General features: G+C 40.0%; 16 protein-coding genes. 3 read left to right on the top strand and 13 right to left on the bottom strand.

Going from position 1 to position 17,442, the window contains the following annotated elements; translation table 11 throughout:
• Nucleotide 1: 1 nt before the first annotated feature.
• From BN997_RS07265 to BN997_RS07255, 3 genes are all read right to left on the bottom strand, one after another.
• The gene (locus tag BN997_RS07265) at nt 2-1,942 is read right to left on the bottom strand and encodes a TRAP transporter permease (protein ID WP_084612877.1); all 1,941 of its coding nucleotides are present in this window, start codon (nt 1,940-1,942) and stop codon (nt 2-4) included.
• Nucleotides 1,942-2,949 (bottom strand): TAXI family TRAP transporter solute-binding subunit, encoded by a 1,008-nt coding sequence (locus BN997_RS07260; protein ID WP_042530966.1) that lies wholly within the window; start codon nt 2,947-2,949, stop codon nt 1,942-1,944. The genes BN997_RS07265 and BN997_RS07260 overlap by 1 nt, the downstream gene beginning before the upstream one ends.
• Before the next feature lie 324 nt (nt 2,950-3,273).
• Nucleotides 3,274-4,086: a hypothetical protein gene (locus BN997_RS07255; protein WP_042530964.1), complete on the bottom strand. Its 813-nt coding sequence runs from the start codon at nt 4,084-4,086 to the stop codon at nt 3,274-3,276.
• A gap of 371 nt (nt 4,087-4,457) precedes the next feature.
• Here BN997_RS07255 and BN997_RS07250 point away from each other — a divergent pair, with 371 nt between their 5' ends.
• Nucleotides 4,458-4,712, top strand: a complete 255-nt coding sequence (locus BN997_RS07250) for a DUF4282 domain-containing protein (RefSeq protein WP_042530962.1) — start codon at nt 4,458-4,460, stop codon at nt 4,710-4,712.
• 82 nt (nt 4,713-4,794) lie between these two features.
• Here the strand turns inward: BN997_RS07250 and BN997_RS07245 are convergent, their stop codons facing one another.
• The 3 genes from BN997_RS07245 to BN997_RS07235 form a co-directional block, all read right to left on the bottom strand.
• Nucleotides 4,795-6,042 carry a cytochrome P450 gene (locus tag BN997_RS07245; protein WP_042530961.1) on the bottom strand — a complete coding sequence of 416 codons (1,248 nt, stop codon included), beginning with the start codon at nt 6,040-6,042 and terminating at the stop codon, nt 4,795-4,797.
• A gap of 131 nt (nt 6,043-6,173) precedes the next feature.
• Entirely contained in the window at nt 6,174-7,394 is a 1,221-nt protein-coding gene (locus BN997_RS07240) for a Zn-dependent hydrolase (RefSeq protein ID WP_042530959.1), read from the bottom strand.
• Nucleotides 7,395-7,398: 4 nt separating this feature from the next.
• Nucleotides 7,399-8,097, bottom strand: coding sequence for an L-2-amino-thiazoline-4-carboxylic acid hydrolase (locus BN997_RS07235; RefSeq protein ID WP_042530957.1), 699 nt, complete (start codon nt 8,095-8,097; stop codon nt 7,399-7,401).
• Nucleotides 8,098-8,239: 142 nt separating this feature from the next.
• On the opposite strand from BN997_RS07235, the gene BN997_RS07230 reads away from it, so the two are divergent.
• Nucleotides 8,240-9,127, top strand: a complete 888-nt coding sequence (locus tag BN997_RS07230) for a LysR family transcriptional regulator (protein ID WP_042530955.1) — start codon at nt 8,240-8,242, stop codon at nt 9,125-9,127.
• An 80-nt stretch (nt 9,128-9,207) separates the two neighbouring features.
• Nucleotides 9,208-10,650 carry a sodium/proline symporter gene (locus tag BN997_RS07225; protein WP_042530953.1) on the top strand — a complete coding sequence of 481 codons (1,443 nt, stop codon included), beginning with the start codon at nt 9,208-9,210 and terminating at the stop codon, nt 10,648-10,650.
• A 114-nt stretch (nt 10,651-10,764) separates the two neighbouring features.
• Here BN997_RS07225 and BN997_RS07220 read toward each other — a convergent pair whose 3' ends face one another.
• The 7 genes from BN997_RS07220 to phnC form a co-directional block, all read right to left on the bottom strand.
• Nucleotides 10,765-11,757 (bottom strand): aliphatic sulfonate ABC transporter substrate-binding protein, encoded by a 993-nt coding sequence (locus tag BN997_RS07220; protein ID WP_052484942.1) that lies wholly within the window; start codon nt 11,755-11,757, stop codon nt 10,765-10,767.
• A gap of 3 nt (nt 11,758-11,760) precedes the next feature.
• A complete protein-coding gene (locus BN997_RS07215; RefSeq protein WP_042530950.1) occupies nt 11,761-12,456 on the bottom strand; it encodes an ABC transporter ATP-binding protein in 696 nt (231 codons plus the stop codon).
• A gap of 27 nt (nt 12,457-12,483) precedes the next feature.
• A complete protein-coding gene (locus tag BN997_RS07210; protein WP_042530948.1) occupies nt 12,484-13,260 on the bottom strand; it encodes an ABC transporter permease subunit in 777 nt (258 codons plus the stop codon).
• Between the two features lie 540 nt (nt 13,261-13,800).
• Nucleotides 13,801-14,607, bottom strand: a complete 807-nt coding sequence (locus BN997_RS07205) for a VOC family protein (protein ID WP_042530946.1) — start codon at nt 14,605-14,607, stop codon at nt 13,801-13,803.
• A gap of 255 nt (nt 14,608-14,862) precedes the next feature.
• Nucleotides 14,863-15,720: an ABC transporter permease subunit gene (locus BN997_RS07200; protein ID WP_042530944.1), complete on the bottom strand. Its 858-nt coding sequence runs from the start codon at nt 15,718-15,720 to the stop codon at nt 14,863-14,865.
• Nucleotides 15,720-16,505, bottom strand: a complete 786-nt coding sequence (gene phnE, locus BN997_RS07195; RefSeq protein WP_042530943.1) for a phosphonate ABC transporter, permease protein PhnE — start codon at nt 16,503-16,505, stop codon at nt 15,720-15,722. The genes BN997_RS07200 and phnE overlap by 1 nt, the downstream gene beginning before the upstream one ends.
• Nucleotides 16,506-16,516: 11 nt before the next feature.
• Nucleotides 16,517-17,281, bottom strand: a complete 765-nt coding sequence (phnC, locus tag BN997_RS07190; protein ID WP_042530941.1) for a phosphonate ABC transporter ATP-binding protein — start codon at nt 17,279-17,281, stop codon at nt 16,517-16,519.
• Nucleotides 17,282-17,442 lie beyond the last annotated feature (161 nt).

Genomic DNA, 17,442 nt, shown 5'->3' with positions numbered 1-17,442 from the left:
ATTATCCTGCCTCCAGGAGCCGCCTGCTTCTTATAAAATGGAAAGCAAGTACAATTACAAACAATGCCAGGCCGATGACGTCTAATAATTGACTCGTAGAAATCAAGAAGAAGGCCACTCCGATTAATATGATTCTTTCTACTATATTTAATTTTACTCGAATATAGTTTCCGAATCCAACAGAGAGGGCATAAACTCCTATAATCGCAGAAATAAATGCTTGTGCTAATAGGAAATAATTAATCGGTCCTTCGTCCGTTTGCAGCAGCAAGATTGGATCATAAACAATAATGATCGGGATAATAAACCCTGGAAATGCTAACCGTAAAGCTGTCCAAGCTGTTTGCATCGGATTCGCTTTCGCAATTCCTGCCCCGGTATAAGCAGCTAACGCTACAGGCGGCGTTACGTTAGACATGGCACCATAATAAAATACAAAAAAGTGAGCTGCTAAAGGATTAACGCCTACTTGGACAAGCGCCGGCGCAGCTGTTACAGCTACCACAATATATAATGCTGTTGATGGAAGCCCCAGACTGAGCACAATACAAGTAATCATAATCAGTATTAATATAATAAACAGATTTCCGCCTGCAAGATCTGCGACATTATAGGCGAGCATCGATCCGACACCGCTCATAGAAACAACGGCAATAATAATCCCTACAGATGCACAGGCAATAGCAACCTGAACGGAGTTTCTGGCTCCATCAATAAGTGCCTCAAAGAGCTTAGAGAAGGTAATCCGATTTGTTTTATCTTTGGTTAAGTAGGAAGTGATAATCGTAGCAATGATTCCGGCAAAGCCGGCAAAAATTGCCGTTTTTCCTAATAGAAGCACCCCCATCACAACAATAATCGGCAAAAGCAAGGCGCCTCTTTCCAATAGTACCTTTTTGATATCTGGGATATTCTCCTTACTAATTCCTTTCAGTCCAAGCTTCTTTGCTTCTGTATCAATCGCAAATACCAAAGCAATAAAATATAACAAGGAAGGCAGAATGCTGGCTAAAACAATCGCCGTATAAGGAATTCCTAAAAAACCTGCCATAATAAATGCTGCAGCTCCCATAATCGGCGGCATCAGCATGCCTCCCGTAGAAGCTGCAGCCTCTACCCCGCCTGCAAACTTCGGCTTTAATCCGATACTTTTCATCAGTGGAATCGTAAAGGCACCCGTTGTCGCCACATTCGCTACAGCGCTTCCGTTCAATGACCCTGTCAGTGCACTTGTAATAACTGCAACCTGGGCAGGTCCTCCCCGGCGCTGTCCTGCAATCGCCAGAGCTAAATCATTAAACAAATTACTTGCACCGCTCACAGTAAGGAATGAACCAAATAAGATAAACAACACAATATAAGTAGAAGCAATGGATAGCGTGCTGCCGAAAACTCCATCAGACGTCATGTAAATACGATACAGCATTCTTTCAAATGTAAAGCCGGAGTGAGCAAAATCAATAGGGAAGTACGCACCATAAATACCATAAAGCAAAGCAATAACACTCAAAATAGGAATAAACCAGCCGATAGCCCGGCGTGTTATCTCAAACAATACTAAAATACATAAGACAGCAAATATATAATCGACTGTATTCGCCTGGGATAACCGATCCACATGCAAATTTGTATACGTTACCGTAATATAGCCAATGGAAATAATCGACAGGAACAGCATAACGATATCTATTGATGATATTTTCCCTGTCTTCTTTTTGTTTGACGGATGAAGCAAAAATCCCATTACAAAGATTAAGATTAAAAAAATCGTATTTCTATAAAATTCCTGAATGTTTAGATAACTGGAAGTGAGTAAAACAAAGACCGATAGGATAATACCGACAACAGCGATAATTTTATTACGCAACGATTTAGGATCTGCAACTGGATTATCATTTGGATTTTTCTCGATATCTACCTTTTTTGCCTGTGCATTCGCCATTAATTTTCCTCCTCTCTTAACTCTTCTGGTTTCAGATGCTCTTCAATCTCTATACCTTGCTCTTCAAAATAGCGGTAAGCTCCAGCATGAAGCGGTGTATTCAAGCCTTCTAAAGCTGTCTCCACCTGCATTTCCCGGGCGGAATTATGAATCCCAATCATATATTCACGATTTTCAAATAGTATCTTGGTTAAGTTATAAACCATTTCTTCATCCATATCCGAAGTGGTAACTAAAATATTCGGCTGGGCAATCGTATCAATATCTTTTTCCTGCCTCGGGTAAGAACCAGCCTCAATGGTGTAGCGATACCATGTATGAACAATATCGTTAATATCCTCCATTTGTTCATCGGTCACCTCTAAAATAGCGGCATTCAACCCGCTTGCATACATATCTGTAATAGCAGACACGGGTACCCCTGCAGGAAGAGATCCGCCATTTAGCCGGCCATCCCTCATTGCCGAAATCGTATCATCATATCCAAGGTATTCTGTTCTGATATCACTTTTCCCTAACTCAATCCCTTCCATCATTGTTACGGTAGATTGTTCTGTTCCACTTGCCTGAGGGCCTACAGAAAACGATCTGCCCGCAATATCAGAGATATCTCCAGACGCAACAAAATCTTCCATTAATACAAAATGCTCTACGTTTGGCCAAATCATCCCCACAGACCGAAGCTCTTCGTATTGGTCTCCTTCATAAATACCGCTTCCCTCTGCTGCCTGTGTCGAAATCAACCCTTGGAGTATGGCAAAATCAGCTTCTCCATTTTTGAGTAAATCAATGTTCTCAACAGAACCTGCGGAGGCCTGTCCATTAAATTTGATATTCTGATCCCGGTAATGCTCTGTCCAAAGCTGCCCCATTCCGACCCCGATCGGATAATATGTACCTCCGGTGGTTGCTGTTGCGATGTTGTAAATTTCTTTCTTCTCAAAATTACATCCAGATAAAACAAAGGTAAAAATAAGTACTGTAAATAAAAATAGCTTACCTTTCATTCAAACACCCCTTTGTATGCGCTTTCAGTTGAACTTGTAATACAATGTTACAACATTGAACATTTTGTGACAATACCTAAATATAAAATTCTGATAAATGATTTAAAATTTATTTTAAATTTCCCATTTTTTAAGGTTTATTCAATCCGCGTTCCGTATAGGCCCAAGCCTTGTTTTAGTAAGCATTAAAAAACAGGAAGAGATATCTACCCTTGTACAGAAATAGTTAAAAAGACATAACAGCAGGGAATCTGACACTTTTATTGGGCAAATCAAAAAACCAGAGTAATCCGAAGATCGCTCTGGTTTTTTGATTAAAATAAATTAAATTCCTCCAAAGTCCACGCCAACCAGGAAATACGATGCAACAATAAGCACCAGCTGATATACCGTTAATGTCCAAAAGACATCAAACCGGGATTTTTCCATAAGCGCTAAAAATAAATAAACATGTATAAAGCCGAAAAGTAATAATGAAAATACATATGTTACAATAAATAAATCAATGAATAATAAGCCAAAAAATAATGTCACGAGACAAAACACAAGGACAAACGGAATATTGACCACCACGTATTTTGTCAATAATTCCTTATGCTCCATTGTTTTATTCCCGAACTGTTTCAGCAGAATATAGAGCGAGAAGTAACCTATCGCAAAAGTAATAAGCCAAGAGACAAAGGTTTGTAAAACAAAAGTGAAATTAATGTCTCCCAAAAAGTAGAACAGCCCATCAAAACCATATCTATAAAATAAATAATGGCAAATACTTACAAGCACAGCTAATAAAGCGAAAATAATGAGACTGGTTTCCACTTTTATCGACCGGCCGGAATGAATAAGTGTATTTGGCCTTAATGTTGCGTCTAATGCAATTCCTTTGATTTCATTAAAGCTTTCTTGAAAATCAAATTGCGATCCCTTTGTTTTCTCCTTCTGCCCTGCTTCATTGGATTCGCCGGCAGCCTGCTCTAGATGTGTTTTTGCTTCGTTCGGCTCTTGCTCAAGCTGATTAGAAGGTTCCTGCTGCTGTGTCCCATGCTCCATACGCTGCTCTTCCGCTTTCTCTCCACCAGGTATCGATGCAGCATATCCCTCCTCTACACTTTCTTCTTGCTGTTTATCCTCTTTCTCCATCCTACCACTCCTTATTTTTTGAGTTATACTTCATCAAACGAATTACCCTAAGCGTTCATTACGCACAGAATGAAAATGTTTGGTATTTTAGTATATACTTAACATTAGCACAAATTAATTATTTTCAAACTCAAAAGCTGCAGAATTAGGGTATTTAACAGAAAAACAGGAAGGAAGTTTCACGTTCTATATATAAAAGCCTATATTCCCGATTATTAAAATCTAATTTAAAACTAAATACCCACACCCAAATCATCATATTAGACATCTATGTTTTATCAATGAATATTACACGTAAGACACCTGAAATTGTTTGTAAAACCAGATGTCTTTAACGTATACTGTTAAAAAAGAACAAAGGAGGAAACTTTATGAACAAATTTTTCAGTTTTGAAGAGATGATTACACCTATTATCATCAAAGTATTATTTTGGGTTGGTCTTGCTGCATCCGTTATATTCGGCCTTATTACTATTTTTACAGGTATTATTGAAGAAGAATTTTTACTTATTTTCTCAGGTCTTCTCACGATTGTTATTGGAAGCCTCTTAGTGCGAGTTTATTGTGAGTTATTGATTATTATGTTCAAAATCTATGAAACATTAAAACAAATAAGGGATAAATAATTTATCAGAGTTAAAAAAAGAAAGGGAATGGTGTATCACATAAAGCGATACACCATTCCCTTTCAAGCTTCAAACAAAAATCTTATTTCGATTGTACTCCTTCAATAATTACCCCGCTCTCTGGAACAGGCGGAATTTCATTCATCTCATAATCCAAATCCTGTTCAATAAATGTAAACGAAAGATGGTTTACGAAAAAGTCGAGTGTCGTTTTTAAAACATCCATTGTCATCCATTCGCCGGCACAGCGGTGACCGATGTCAAATTCTCCGCCGCCCTGCGGAATAAAATTAAATGGAGATTCCTTCCATCCTTGAAATCTTTCCGGCTGAAACCGATCTGGTTCTTCCCAAATAGCCGGGTCATGGTTTGTACCATATAAATCCAATAGGGTTAACGTTCCTTCTTTAAAAGTATATTCACCCCAGGTAAAATCCGCTTTGACTCGTGCAGGAGCAACTGGGAAAAACGGATAGAATCGTCTTACTTCCTGAATAAACCGATGCAAATCTTCTTCTGTCTCCAATTTCACTGCTTCTTCTGGATAATCGTGTACAGCCAGCAGGACAAAGTCTATATAAACAGCAATTGCGACGATTGGACGCAACAAGTTCAGTAATTCAACGGCAACAACAGAAGCATCCAGTAATTCTTCGTTCACGTCCCGATGCATTGCAAAATGGTACACGGCACTATCCTTACGAACCTCTTCCGCCGTATTTTCGCGAACTCTCTCCACCAAGCCTGTTATTCGTTCTTCCGCTTTCGATCTGGATTGTCTGGCCTGCCAATGGCTCCATCCAACTGCACCGGCATCTTCAAACATGTCACTTAGCTGGTCTGCCCATTCGGGGATGTCTTCTTGTTCATAAGGAACCCCCGTCCATCGTAAGGCCGATTTCGTCAATACATATTTGGCTGTTTGATAAACCTGTATTTCTTCCTTAGAATTACGCTTCATTTCCTGCTCCCATTCTTCCCGGATGATAGCAGATATCTCGTTCAGCCTTTCTTCTGTCATCAGAGACATAAACATTGCTTTCCGATGATGGTGATCCGCTCCGTCTAATCCCTGAACGCCTCCCTCACCAAACAGCGTTTTCTGAATTCGCCCGGGAGAAGCATCCTTTCGAGAAAATTTGGCATTATCATAAAAAAGTTCTGCTTCCTTCTCACCTACCATACAAATGGTTTTCTCCCCTAACAGCCTTGTTTCAAATACACGGGATTCAAACTTATCCGAACGATTGGTTACAAATCGGTACCCTTCATCCAAGAGCTTCAGCGTATGATCCAAACCTTTGTCTTTTGGCATGTGTGTCTCTGTCATTTCGTTTCACCCTCCATAAATAATGTACTTTATTATATCGTTCCTTTTTTATTTCCTATTTAAACAAAAAATAGTGATTCTCCACCCTTCGGTGAAAAACCACTACCTGTTATCCAGCGTATATTTCTGTCCTAATCTTTTTTCCCGCTTATCTCTAAAACCGTATCATAAAGTACATTGGCGGCAATCACAATGTCTTCATCTGAACTGTATTCTAATGGGTTATGACTAATCCCATCCTTCGACCTGACAAATAACATAGCAACCGGAGCGGCCGCAGCGATATTCATGGCATCATGACCAGCGCCGCTGACTAAAGCATAAGGACGGATGCCCTGCTTTTCAATACTAGCGGCAAATTGCTGCTGCAGGGATTCGTCAGCTTTTGCAGGCTTCGCACGCTGCAGCTCTACTATCGCTGCGGTGACATGACGGCGCGCTGCTATGTCATTAACTTGCTGCTCCACTTCTTGTTCTATTTCACGGATAGTATGCTCATCAATATCACGAATATCAATGGTAAAGGTTACTTTTCCCGGAATAACATTGACCCCGTTTGGCTCTACCTGCAATTTCCCAACAGTGCCCACAGAATCATCTTTTTTCTGGAAGCATTGCTCCACTGCCAAAATCATTTCACTGGCTGCGGTTAATGCATCGTGTCTGATATGCATTGGCGTTGCTCCAGCATGCTCACTGATTCCATTCACCGTTACCTCTAACCACAATGGAGCGGCAATTCCAGTGACTACCCCTACCGGCAAGTCTTCTTTTTCCAGTACTTTCCCCTGTTCAATATGCAGCTCCAAATAGGCTTTGATATCCTCCCGCTTTAATTTTTCTAAAGGAAAAGGGGATAATCCAAATTGCCGTGCTGCTTCTTCGATGGCGATATTCGCAGCATCGGTTTTCTGTAATTGTTCTGGCTTTAACAGTCCTGCCATCGCGCGGCTTCCAATCAGTCCGAAACCGAAACGCGTTCCTTCTTCATCTTTAAATGCAGTTACTTCCACCTTTTTATGAAGCGGAACCTGCTGTTCATGAAGGGTTTGCACGACTTCAATGGCCGCCAGCACCCCTAAAGCACCGTCGAATTTCCCGCCGTCCGGAACGGTATCGATATGCGAGCCCAGCATAACTGTTTCTTGCGCATCTCCATAAGAGCCAACAATATTTCCAATTCCATCCACATTTACCTGCATACCCGCTTCTTTCATATATTCTGTTACAAGGTCAATTGCCTGTTGTTCTTCCTTTGTAAAAGAGAAGCGGTTTATGCCGCCTGTTTCGTGGTTCCGGCCAATCTGGCTTAACTCATCCAGCCGCTGCAACAATCTTTTGGCATTTATCATGGCCTTACTCCTTCATCTGAAACTGGAAGTGACATTGACCTTCACGCAATACATACTGGTCATGCACCACTTCAAAATTTTTATTATATCCTTTCGCCACAGAAGGATCGATTACCTGGCAGTAAAGAATGCCGTATTTGCCCATATCATCATCTGCCCACTGCTGACCAAACGGACAATACGTAAAGGTTTGTTCTACTTCATTTTCTTTATGCACGGTATCTACTTCAAAGAGTTCACTGCGGGCCATATCATAGTTTTTCAAGTAATTATCCGAGTTATTTTCTAACCCATTGGCACGCGCACGCTGGGCAATCCCTTCTCCGCGCTTTCTTCCGTACCTTTCTACAGCACGCCGAATAACATCCTCTCCTTCTTCTTCATATTTGTCTACGACCTGCTTTGAAATTTGAGCGAACATTTTGGAAAAACGTGCAAAGGTTGTTAATTCTGCATATTTTTCTTCTTCCTCCACAACCTGTGGTAAATATTCATAAAAGGCATGATTTTGTCCTTCTGCTGTTGCTTTTTGTGCCATGGTTTCTGCATCTTTTAACCCGAATGCTTCCAAACCTTGCTGTACAAGCTTTCGTCCTTCTTTTTCACCATATGCTTCTATAATCGAAAGATGAAGTTCCGTAAACATTTTCGCTGTAATAATATCCATGGACAAAGCTTTCATCATCAGCTTTTCTTCACTCATCTTATCTATCTCCTTAAATTCTTATTATTTTACTTGGGTTTAAATCTATTATAAAATAAAATCAACTATAAATCGAATGAATATTTTAATATAGCACTATGAAATAAATTCATAGAAATACATTGAAAAGGGAGTTTATAATATGCCTACATTAGCGCAATATATTGCTCTTCATACGTTGATTGAAACCGGCAACTTTACAGAAACCGGTCAGAAGCTCAATCTGACACAATCATCTATCACCCATGCAATGAATAATTTAGAAAAAGAGCTGGACCTATCCTTAATCATACGGAATAGGAATAATATTATTTTAACAAGCAATGGAAAAATGGTCTATGAACACGTTTCGAAAATTCTGCAAGAGCAGCAAAGGCTTGAAAATACCGTTGCCAACTTAAAAAAATTGATTGGCGGAACGATTACTGTCGGCGTCCTTCCCAGTATTTCGCTTGTATTGCTGCCAAAGGTTTTATCCTACTTCGAGGAGCATCATCCAGACGTCACTATTCAGCTGATGGAAGGGGATTATGATCAAATTGAAAATTGGCTGCAGCACGGTGTCGTGGATATTGGATTTCTTGCGAAGCCTGTATCTGAAAATCTAGTATTTGATTTTATCTTTGAGGATGAGCTTCTGTGCATTATGGCAAAAGATCACCCGCTTGCTGCTGAAGATTACCTGACACTGAATCAGTTAAAGGACGAGCGCTGGATTATGCCAAAACAAAACATTGACCGCGATGTATTACGCATTTTATCCAAGCATAACATCACCCCAAATATCGTATATGAATTATCGGTCGATCAAGCCATTTTAACAATGGTAACGGAAAATTTAGGTGTTTCCATTGTTCCTAAATCTATTTTACACCATGCGCCTGCGAGTCTTGTTCAAAAGAACTTTTCTGAACACCACGCACGCACCGTTGGCATTGCTCATAAACGAAACACGTACCCATCACCGGCAGCAATGAAATTTGTAGAAATATGTAAAATATTAGCGGAGGATTTTCTAAATAAGGATTGACAAATCTTTAAAAACAGCATAATATCTGATAAAACTAATAGGTATTATCTTATTTTAATTGTAGATGGAGGAAAAAGCTTGTGCAAACGGTAATTTACGTAGAAATTATTCTCTATTTGCTCGCCATGCTTGCAATAGGAATTTATTTTAGCAAAAAAGATTTAACACATAATGATTATTTTCTGGGAGGCAACAAAGTCCCGGGCTGGGTACTCGCTTTTTCAGAACGTGCTACCGGGGAATCTGCTTATATGTTTCTTGGAGCAATTGGATTTATTTATGTCGCCGGTTTATCCGGTATCTGGGTATTATCAGGAATGTTCTTTGGCGTGCTCGCTTCCTGGTTATTCCTGTCCAAACGATTTATGATGGAACAGCAAAAATACAAGGTAAATAGTTTAACAGATTATATTGCAGTTAAATTTCCGGAGCATGCGGATATCATCCGCTGGTTAGCATCGATTGTCATGGTATTTTTCTTTGTCTGTTATTTAGCAGCCCAGTTTTCTGGAATGGGAAAAACCATTTATTCTATTTCCGGATTCAGCATTACCTGGGGAACGATTATTATCGCAATGATTATTATCGCCTATTCCTGTTTGGGCGGCTTTATGTCCGTTGTCTGGACAGATGCTGTACAAAGCTTTTTAATGCTGTTTTCTTTTATTATCATACCTATTGTTGCCTTTATGGAGATTAAAAACCAAGGCTTGAGCGTCTCTGCAGAACTCTCCTTAAGAGGCGGAGGTGCTGACAGCTGGACTGGCGGTCTGAACGGTCTCGCCTTAGGAGCAATGCTCTTTACCAATTTCTCTTGGTTTTTTGGCTGGCTCGGTGGACAGCCGCAGCTAAGCTCCCGATTTATGGCAATTACAACCGAAAAGGAACGGGTTACCGGACGAAACATGGCTATTATCTGGACAATGATTGTCTATGTAGGAGCCTTTCTATCAGCTATTTTTGCCTCTGCTTTATATTCACAAGGCACACTGGCTGACCCGGAAATGATTCTGCCGCATATGATATTTGAAATTTTACCACCATGGGTTGCCGGAATTATCATAGCAGGGATTCTGGCTGCGATTATGTCGACAGCATCTTCGCAGTTATTAGTTATCACCACCTCCATCAGCGAGGATATCATCCATAAAACGCTCAGGTGGAATATTACCAGTAAAAAACTCGTACATTTATCCCGTTTCGTGGCATTGATCAGCGGGATTATCGGCATTATTATTTCACTGAAATCAGAATCGGTTATTTACAGCCTTGTTTCTTTTGCATGGGCAGGAATCGGAAACACTTTTTCCGTCGTCGTGCTGCTCATCTTCTTTTGGAAACGCGTCTCAGGAATCGGGGTCATCGCGACCATTATTGTCGGCGCAGTCAGTGCTGTCGTCTGGTCTCTTTCACCGCTCGAAGCAATGGTATCTGCCAAAGCGGCAACCTTCTTTATCTGTTTGATTGTCGGGATTGTATTTTCTTTACTTTATCCGGGTAAAGAACCAAAAACTGCGGCTTAAAATAGGAAATAGATGTAAAAAGAGCTCATTCTTCAGGTTGAATGAGCTCTTTTTTGTCCTTATGTTACTGTTTACCCGCATGTGCCGCTATTCGGGAACAGGCAATTTTTTATCTTATTCAATATTATCCGGAAAAACAGATTCATCTAAATCATACGCATCTACCGCTTCTTGCACACTGATTTCCGTATCTATCAGCTCTGCTTCATAGAAGGTATCAGCTAATTGCTGTTGGTTTGCAATCACTTCTTCTGTCATCCTTTGCACGCCAAACTGCCGTCGCTCATTTGCAACCTCCATCGGTTCCGGATCTAATCCTAACTCTTCCGCCAAAATTTCAGCGGCCTCTCTTTTCTCTTCATTTGCCCACTGATCCATATTTTCCAATTCCTCTAAAATAATGGTGAGCGCTTCTGGCTGTTCTTCTGCAAAGCCATCTCTCGCTAAATAAAACGTACGGTTTTCAATGAGATCTGTTCCGTCAAGAATCGTATGTGTTTCATTTTGGTCCTGAACAATCGCATAGAATGGATCCCATGTTCCAAACACGTCAAATTCATCGTTGGAAAAAGCCATCAAGCCTTCGGAGGCATCCTTATAAAACTTCATATCTACCTCATCCCAATCGATACCTGCTTCCTTTAGTGATTCTAATAGGAGGTAGTGCTGGTTCCCGCCATTGGTCACACCGATTACTTTCCCTTTCAAATCTTCTAATGTTTCAATGCCTGAACCATCTCTTGCCAGTAACGCAACACCTTCTGGGTAAGGGGACTCCGACGCTACATAATTGACGTTATGCCCTCCCGACTGCATCAGAACACTATGTACATCCGAGGAATGACCAAAGTCAATATTATCCGTATTTAACGCTTCGATTAATGGAGCGCCCATAGAAAATTCTTTCCATTCTACGTTATAGCCGGCTTCATGTAATGCTTCATCTAACGTACCATGCGCTTTTAATAGATTCATGGTATTCCCTTTTTGGTAGCCTAAGCGAATCGTTTCGCCATCCTCAGACGCATCAGAATCCGAATTCGCTCCACAAGCTGCCAGCACAGCTATGAAACTAAAAATAATCAGTGCAAAGAGTAATTTCTTCATCATTTATCCTCCTACTATCTGGTCCAGTATTTTCTTTTCGTAACTTGTAAACTTGTCATCTCGTTCCCGAGGCCGCCCTAAATCAATCTCCTGATCCAATTTCACGCCTCCTTCATCCAGAACAATAACACGATCTGCTAAATAAACTGCTTCAGATACATCATGTGTTACTAAAATAGAAGTAAAATGCTGTTCTTGCCACAGCCCTTCCATTAAATGCTGCATGTCCATCCGGGTTAAAGCATCCAATGCTCCCAATGGTTCATCAAATAATAAAACATCCGGGCTGCTCGCCAAGGCTCTCGCTAGTGCTACACGCTGTTTTTGCCCGCCAGACAATTCATCTGGCCAATCCCCTTTTTTATCACGCAGCCCTACCTTTTCTAATGCTATTTCCGCGTCCACCTTGTTTACTCCGCCAATAGCAATATTCTTTAAAATATTTTTCCATGGAAGCAGGCGATCATCCTGAAACATAATGCGTATATTCGATTTTTTTGCTTCTGCACCTGTATAAGCTAAAGATCCGCTGGTCACCTCTTCCAGTCCAGCAATCACTCTTAACAGCGTACTTTTCCCACACCCGCTTTTTCCAACGATCGCTGTAAAGCTGCCTTTCGGTATGGATAAATCTATATCTCGTAGAACCTCATTTGCCCCAAAACGTTTCCCTACATTCTTTAACTCAATACCAAACATGTAACCCCTCCTGACTGACCTTGGCAGTTAATTCTTCCGGTATGCCGGGTTCCATTTTAACAAGCGCTGTTCACAAACCTTTGCAATGAAGTCGGACAGCTTTCCTAAAATCGCATAAAGTACAATCGTTAACACCACAATATCCATTTGCATAAACTCACGGGCTGTGGTTGCCAAATAGCCGATCCCTGCATCAGCACCTATCGTCTCCGCAACAATTAACGAAATCCATGTCACCCCAAGCGCATAGCGGATTCCGACCAAAATATTTGGCATCGCACCAGGTAAAATAATATTCGTGAACAGCTGCCATTTCGACATGCCGTACACTTTCCCCATCTCAATTAATTTATAATCCACATTCTTAATACCGTTAAACGTATTGATATAAATTGGAAACATTACGCCAACCGCAACAAGAAATATTTTGGCACTCTCTCCAATTCCAAACCATAAAATAACGAGCGGAATAAGTGCTAAATGTGGAATCGTCCGTATCATTTGTATCGATGTATCAATTAATTTTTCTAAAAATAGAACGGTTCCATTAAAGAGCCCAAGCAGAAAACCAATGGTACCGCCAATAAAGAATCCAATAATAGCCCGCTCCGTACTTATATACACATGCTTCTGCAGCTCCCCCGTCTGGAATAAATTTTTCCCGGCCTCGACAACTTCAAGCGGAGTCGGCAGCATAGTAGACTTAATCAAACCACGGTCGCCAAGCACCTGCCATAAAAGCACCACAACAATTGGTAATAACCACGGAAATAGCTGGTTATTATACCACTTATCCTTTTTCACTCGTTCTGCCCCTTTCGTATGTATGAATTTTTTGATAAGTTTTTGTATCTCATCCCCGCACTCTGTTTCAATCAGATCAACGAAAATATGTAAACAGATTGACTGCATTTGGTAAAAGCCAAAAAGAAGACTCGTAACTTCATGATGATATATATCTATTTCAAAGCTTTAAATACCCTTAATTCATTGAATAACGCTTTAATTATAACCTTTCTTCTAGGAATTGTAAACATTCAATTTTATGTCATTTCAGCTTGTACAACTGTATCATATTATAAATGAATTAACATGATAAATTTATATAACAGGATTTTTGCAATGAATAAAGGGAGTGTGTTCTGTTCATTTTGAAGCAAAATAAATGGTACGTTTTCTATATATTTAGCTAGTAAAAGTACACACTTCTAATTTATTGAGGAAGATTTCTCTAAAATTTACTTCATAAAAAATAACCTCTGACTACCAGAGGTTAAAGTATTTCGTTAAATAGAATAGTAGAAAGATTATTTATCCAGCAGCTTTCCTTCACTGATTAACGTGTTAAGCAAACCTGTAAATCGCATTCTTTACTTTAATTTGCTCCTGCCGATTTCCTCCCGAAATGGTAACGATAAAAGGTTTCTCATCTCTTTTTTTCAACGTATCAGAAACTATCCCTTCACCTTCAGGCTCATAAAACAAAATGTCTCCGCCTGGCAGCTTTAAACGATGTCCTGTTGCAGATAACCCTTCATCAAAGAACGATTCTCCCTGCTCCAATCCCAAATAAGTCTCCCACTTTTCGATAACAGCTTTTGCATCCTTTACAGCAAATCCAACAGATTCTAAGGAAAGATTTCCTTTTTGATGAGCAGCAATCGTTCCTTGCTTTTTCAGGGTTTCCCTGCGCTCTTCATCGGTTTCTTCCCATTCAATAAAGAATGGCAAGGATAGCTTTTCTTCTGGATTTCCCGCAAATAACAACTTCCAATGTATCATGCTGCCGTCTGGTCTTTTTCTTCCTAAAGGAACTGGACCAATAACCTCCAGTCCAAGTGATTTAAAACGCTTTGCTTCCTCCTCCAGATTACGAGACCTTAATGCAATTCTGGATAAACCTGAAGCATAATCGTCTTTTTGAAAGGTATCTCTCAGACTATATTTTTCAGCAGGCTGGTCAGCTAACTGCTTATCAAACACGCCAATCAGTTCGATATAACTTAAATCAAAATGGCTAAGCGCATTATAAGTACCGCCATTATCATGCTTTCCTCCATCTACAGCATGGAGACCAAGCTTCTTTAACGCTTCTTTTGCTTCTTCCGGACTGTCAACAAAATGAACGAGATGGTCAAACTGAAAATGCATTTGTGTTCTCTCCTTTTTATTTTTTGATAAAGTTATTCATATTGGAATCTTCTAAATTTCATACAGTTACTCCAAGCTGTATACCTTCTATTCATTTTAAACTATTTTCATACCTCTTGAAGAAAAAAACAATATATTCTTATCACGTAACTTGCTTTAAATTTAACAAGTTTGGGTTGAAAAAAGCAATTACACCAAAAAGCCGGCGGAGTATTCCCTCGCCGGCGTTATAAACAGAGAAGCTATGATATCCTTTTAATTTCTTACACTGGATGGAAAATATCGATTTTTCAATTGCGTTGAAAACACTTCGAGAATAATCGCAATCAATAAGATAGCGTACGTAATAAATCCAACCTCATTCAGATCGAAATAAAACCCAGAGGCCATAAATAATTCAAATCCAATTCCGCCAGCTCCCGCAGCAGCCCCCATCGCCACAGCCACAGAAAAGTTAATTTCAAAACGCAGGAAGGTCCATGATAATAAATAGGTAAACGTAGAAGGAATAATGCCATGTATAACAACATGCCACCAGCCGGACCCTGCAGCTCTTAATGCTTCCAAAATGCCTTTATCGACTTCTTCAAATGCTTCGGAAAATGCTTTTACTAAATACGCAATGGAATGAAACAGCATACCTAATACTGCAGCTTCACTGCCGAGCCCGGCAGCAATTGCAAAAATAAGCACCCATAATACGGTTGGCACTGCGCGAATAAAGGCTACAATGACACGAACGACCTTGGTAACCCATTCCTTCGATAAATTAGCTGCAGCTGTTAATGCTAAAAAGAAAGCAATAACAGCACCAATAATTGTAGACAAAACAGCAAGTCCCATCGTCACTCCAATTTGATATAATGCTTCGGCCCATGTGAAATGGTTAAGTGCCGGCTTAAAAAACATCGCATATAGATTAGAAGCTGTCTCCACTACCGCAGTTCTTATTTCTAAACCCGTATAATCAAACAATAAAAAACCGGCAATTGTTAAGACAAATAGCGTAATCATCGTCATCCGTATAACGAATTTTGATTTATTTCCAGCCCTTAAGGATATGCTTCCATTCTTCTTGCGCTTTATATACGTGGATTTTACTATTGTTTCCATTACATAATCACCTTCCGTATATAGTTTGACATAAGCTCAATAATGATTACTGCGAGCACAATGCTGAAGGTGACTAGAGCAACTGCATTATAGTTCATTGATTTATAGTACATATCAAAGGTATATCCGATTCCTGTACCTGTTAAAATACCTACTAATGTCGAACTGCGGATATTTGTTTCAATCATAAATAAAATCCAGCTGATCATTTGTGGTAAACTTTGCGGAATGACTGCTTTATTTACAATATGAAAATAGGTTGCTCCTGTAGCTGTCAAGGCTTCAACCGCACTGGGACTTGCTTCATCAATGGATTCAATAAATACCCTTGTTAAGAATCCAACTGTTCCTACAAATAATGCTAAATACCCCGTTAACGAATTTTGTCCAAAAGAAAGCAATAAAATCAATGCCCAAGCCACAACCGGGATATTACGTGATACAGATGCAATGAAGCGGGCAAACACACTTAACAAACTATTTACGCTCGTCGTTTTTGATCCCATGATGCCAAGAAAGATGGAAACAATCGCAGCTGTCGTCGTTGCTGCTATGGACATAAAAATAGTCTCTATCAGTTTGTCCAAAATGGTTGGCAGCCTTTCTAGCGACTCCTGGGTAATGAACAAATTAGAAAACATCCAGCCAATCGCTTCAGGAAATGCTGCGAACCCATCCATAAAGTTAAAATTCGTTATCGCTGCAGATAAATATGTTATGGCAATGATAATCAACAAAGCTATCGTCAGTTGCCATTTTCTTTTTTGCATCCCCTTTTCACTCACGTCAATTCCCCTCACACTGTTATTAATTCCCGCATTTGCGTACCATAAATATGATTGATTTTTTCCTCTGTCAGCTTATAATTTGGTCCGTCAAATACAACTTCCCCTTGATTTAAACCAATAATTCGATCTGAATATTGCTGTGCCACTTCTACTTGATGTAAATTAATCAGACAAGTTATCTCTAGTTCAGTAGTAATGGACTTCAAATGATCCATAATAATTTTTGAAGCATTTGGATCGAGTGAGGCAATCGGTTCATCGCACAGGATGAGCTTTGGATTTTGAATAAGTGCGCGAGCAATGCCAACTCGTTGCTGCTGTCCTCCGCTTAACTGATCACAGCGTTTATAAGCATGCTCCTCGATTCCAAGTTTACGAAGAAGAAAAAAAGCATGCTCTTTTTCTTCTTCTGTAAACCTGCCAAGTACGCCCTGCAGGGTGGACTTATAACCTAAGCGCCCGTGAAGAACATTTTCAATAACGGTTAGCCGTGGAACTAAATTATAATGTTGAAATACCATGCCAATATCCGTACGCAGTTGTCGCAATGCCCGTTTTTTTAATTTGGTTATTGGCGCATGATCAAAAACCACCTCTCCATCACTTATGGAAACCATTCGATTAATACAGCGCAGCAACGTAGATTTTCCTGCACCTGATGGGCCAATAATGGAAACAAATTCTCCAGCTTTTACGTTAAAAGAAATATCTTTTAATACGGTCGTTTCGTTATTATATGATTTACTTAGTCCTGCAATTTGTAAAAATGTCATACTTAGGCTCCCTCCTATAAAGTGAAACTGCATTCAGAGGAGGACTTTCCATCCCCCTCTGAAGGTTAGTTGAACGAATCGGGCCATTACTGGCTGTTTAATCTCCCGCTTCCCCTTGTTAGAACACCTGGATGATGAAAACGGGGTCCTTCCGACACATT

The sequence above is a fragment of the Oceanobacillus oncorhynchi genome (genome assembly GCF_000821065.1).
GTDB lineage: Bacteria > Bacillota > Bacilli > Bacillales > Amphibacillaceae > Oceanobacillus > Oceanobacillus oncorhynchi.
Note: the sequence above shows the minus strand (reverse complement) of the source record. Positions and strands in the feature narration are given on the sequence as shown.